The sequence below is a fragment of the Enterobacter sp. CGMCC 5087 genome (genome assembly GCF_003144775.1).
GTDB lineage: Bacteria > Pseudomonadota > Gammaproteobacteria > Enterobacterales > Enterobacteriaceae > Enterobacter > Enterobacter cloacae_M.
In genome coordinates this window covers 1-3,275 of the sequence record NZ_QFXN01000238.1, presented here as the reverse complement: position 1 = coordinate 3,275, position 3,275 = coordinate 1, and the positions used below count along the sequence as shown (strand labels likewise).

The following is a 3,275-nucleotide window of genomic DNA, read 5'->3' as shown; positions in this document are numbered from 1 at the left end:
TGCACCCAGATGGTCGGGCCCAGAATCATCAGGATCACCGCCGTCAGCAGCCCCAGCCAGCCGCCAATCATCGCGCCACGGGTGGTCAGCTTCGACCAGTACATGGAGAGCAGGATGATCGGGAAGTTACAGCTTGCCGCAATCGAGAAGGCCAGCCCCACCATAAAGGCGATGTTCTGCTTCTCAAACAGAATGCCTAACAGAATCGCCACCACGCCCAGCACCAGCACGGTGATTTTCGAGACCTTCAGCTCGTCGCGCTCGCTCGCGCCTTTGCGGAATACGTTGGCGTAGAGGTCATGCGATACCGCAGACGCGCCTGCCAGCGTCAGCCCTGCAACCACCGCAAGAATGGTGGCGAAGGCCACGGCGGAGATAAAGCCGAGGAACAGGTTACCGCCCACCGCGTCTGCCAGGTGCACCGCCGCCATGTTGTTACCGCCAATCAGCGCGCCCGCCGCGTCTTTAAACGCCGGGTTCGCCCCCACCAGCATGATCGCGCCAAAGCCGATGATAAAGGTGAGGATATAGAAGTAACCCATGAAACCGGTGGCGTAAAAGACGCTCTTGCGCGCTTCACGCGCATCGCTCACGGTGAAGAAACGCATCAGGATATGCGGCAGGCCCGCAGTACCGAACATCAGGCCGAGACCGAGCGAGAGCGCGGATATCGGGTCTTTCACCAGCCCGCCCGGGCTCATGATCGCTTCCCCTTTCGGGTGGACCGCCATCGCTTCGGTGAACAGGTTATTGAAGCTGAACCCGACGTGCTTCATCACCATAAAGGCCATAAAGCTGGCGCCGAACAGCAGCAGAACGGCTTTGATGATCTGCACCCAGGTGGTTGCCAGCATGCCGCCGAACAGGACGTACATCACCATCAGCACGCCAACCAGCACCACCGCGATGTGGTAGTTCAGGCCGAACAGCAGTTCGATCAATTTACCCGCGCCCACCATCTGCGCAATCAGGTACAGCGCCACCACCACCAGCGAACCGCAGGCGGAGAGGGTGCGAATCGGACCCTGCTTCAGGCGATAGGAGGCCACGTCAGCGAAGGTGTAGCGTCCCAGGTTGCGCAAGCGTTCGGCAATCAGGAACAGGATGATCGGCCAGCCGACGAGGAAGCCGAGGGAGTAGATCAGGCCGTCATAGCCGGAGGTGTAGACCAGCGCGGAGATCCCCAGGAAAGAGGCGGCGGACATAAAGTCACCCGCAATCGCCAGCCCGTTCTGGAAGCCGGTAATGTTGCCGCCTGCGGTGTAGTAATCGTTACGGGAGCGCACGCGTTTCGACGCCCAGTAGGTGATGTACAGCGTCAGCAGGACGAAAATCAGGAACATCACTATGGCCTGCCAGTTGGTTGGCTGGCGCTGGACCTCGCCGGTAATGGCATCCGCCGCGTGGGCGGCAAAGGGAAGCGTGGCGGCGAGCGCCGTCAGAACTCTCTTCATGATGCTTTTACCTCTTGCAGTACCGCTTTATTAAGTCGATCGAATTCACCGTTCGCGCGCCAGACGTAGACGCCTGTCAGCAAGAATGAAATCACAATCACGCCAATACCAATCGGAATACCGCGCGTCACGCTGGTCCCCTCGTGCAGAGGGGTGCCCAGCCAGTGCGGGGCAAAGGCGATCAGCAGAATAAAGCCGACGTAGATAACCAGCATGATGATGGAAAGGATGAAGGCAAACCGTTGCCGCTTATCGACGAGCTCCCTGTAGTGCGCACTATTCTCTATCTGCTGACAAATATCGTTATTCATCACAGAGTCTCCAAAGGTAAGGTAGGTTTGTTTTTAGTCCCCTCTCCCCTTTGGGGAGAGGGTTAGGGTGAGGGGAGGAAGGTGCGGTCTGATGCCCTCACCCCAGCCCTCTCCCACAGGGAGAGGGAGAAAACACTAGGAAGGCATCGCGATGGCCTGCTTCTCTTCGAGCAGTTTTTCCACCACGCCAGGATCCGCGAGCGTTGAGGTATCACCCAGGTTGCTGGTGTCTCCTGCCGCGATTTTGCGCAAGATACGACGCATAATTTTGCCGGAGCGGGTTTTCGGCAGCGAGTCGGTCCAGTGCAGCACGTCCGGCGTCGCCAGCGGGCCAATCTCTTTACGCACCCAGTTGCGCACCTCAGCGTAGAGCTCAGGCGACGGTTCTTCACCGTGGTTCAGGGTGACATAGGCGTAAATCGCCTGGCCTTTGATGTTGTGCGGAATGCCCACAACCGCCGCTTCGGCAATCTTCGGATGCGACACCAGCGCCGATTCAATCTCAGCGGTGCCCAGACGGTGGCCGGAGACGTTCAGCACGTCGTCCACGCGCCCGGTTATCCAGTAATAGCCATCTTCGTCACGACGCGCGCCGTCGCCGCTGAAGTACATGTTTTTAAAGGTCGAGAAGTAGGTCTGCTCGAAGCGATCGTGATCGCCGAACAGGGTACGCGCCTGACCCGGCCAGGAGTCAGTGATCACCAGGTTGCCTTCGGTGGCGCCTTCCAGCGGGTTGCCTTCGTTATCCACCAGCGCAGGCTGCACGCCGAAGAATGGACGGGTTGCGGAACCGGCCTTCAGCTGCGTGGCGCCCGGCATCGGAGTGATCATGAAGCCGCCGGTTTCGGTCTGCCACCAGGTGTCCATCACCGGGCATTTCTCGTTGCCGATTTTCTTCCAGTACCACTCCCAGGCTTCCGGGTTGATTGGCTCACCCACGGAACCGAGGATGCGCAATGAAGAGCGGTCAGTGCCTTCGATGGCTTTATCGCCTTCCGCCATTAATGCGCGGATCGCCGTTGGCGCGGTGTAGAGAATGTTGACCTGGTGTTTGTCGACCACCTGACACATACGCGCCGGGGTCGGCCAGTTTGGTACGCCCTCAAACATCAGCGTTGTTGCGCCACAGGCCAGCGGGCCGTACAGCAGGTAACTGTGTCCGGTAACCCAGCCCACGTCGGCGGTACACCAGTAGATGTCGCCCGGATGGTAGTCGAAGACGTATTTGAAGGTGGTGGCCGCATAGACCAGATAGCCGCCGGTGGTGTGCAGCACGCCTTTCGGCTTACCGGTGGAGCCGGAGGTATAAAGAATGAACAGCGGATCTTCTGCGTTCATCTCTTCCGGTTGATGCTGGTCGCTCGCGTTCTCGATCAGGTCGCTCCACCACAGGTCGCGCCCCTCGTTCCAGTCGATTTTGCCGCCGGTACGCTTAAGGACGATGACGTTACTGACCGTTTTGACGTTCGGGTTTTTCAGCGCTTCGTCGACGTTTTTCTTCAGTGGGATT

General features: G+C 59.0%; 3 protein-coding genes. All 3 read right to left on the bottom strand.

Annotated elements, in window-relative coordinates; genetic code table 11:
* Positions 1–1,454: cation acetate symporter (locus tag DEO48_RS21290; RefSeq protein WP_109846223.1), on the bottom strand; the 1,454-nt coding region annotated here is incomplete at its 3' end.
* Positions 1,451–1,765, bottom strand: coding sequence for a DUF485 domain-containing protein (locus tag DEO48_RS21285; RefSeq protein WP_023310065.1), 315 nt, complete (start codon positions 1,763–1,765; stop codon positions 1,451–1,453). The genes DEO48_RS21290 and DEO48_RS21285, both read right to left, overlap by 4 nt.
* A 135-nt stretch (positions 1,766–1,900) precedes the next feature.
* On the bottom strand, positions 1,901–3,275 hold a 1,375-nt coding region (gene acs / locus DEO48_RS21280; protein WP_109846222.1), incomplete at its 5' end, for an acetate--CoA ligase.

Bases quoted from the DNA above. Each gene is read 5' to 3' on its own strand.
- DEO48_RS21285 (WP_023310065.1), bottom strand. From the start codon at position 1,765: ATGAATAACGATATTTGTCAGCAGATAGAGAATAGTGCGCACTACAGG.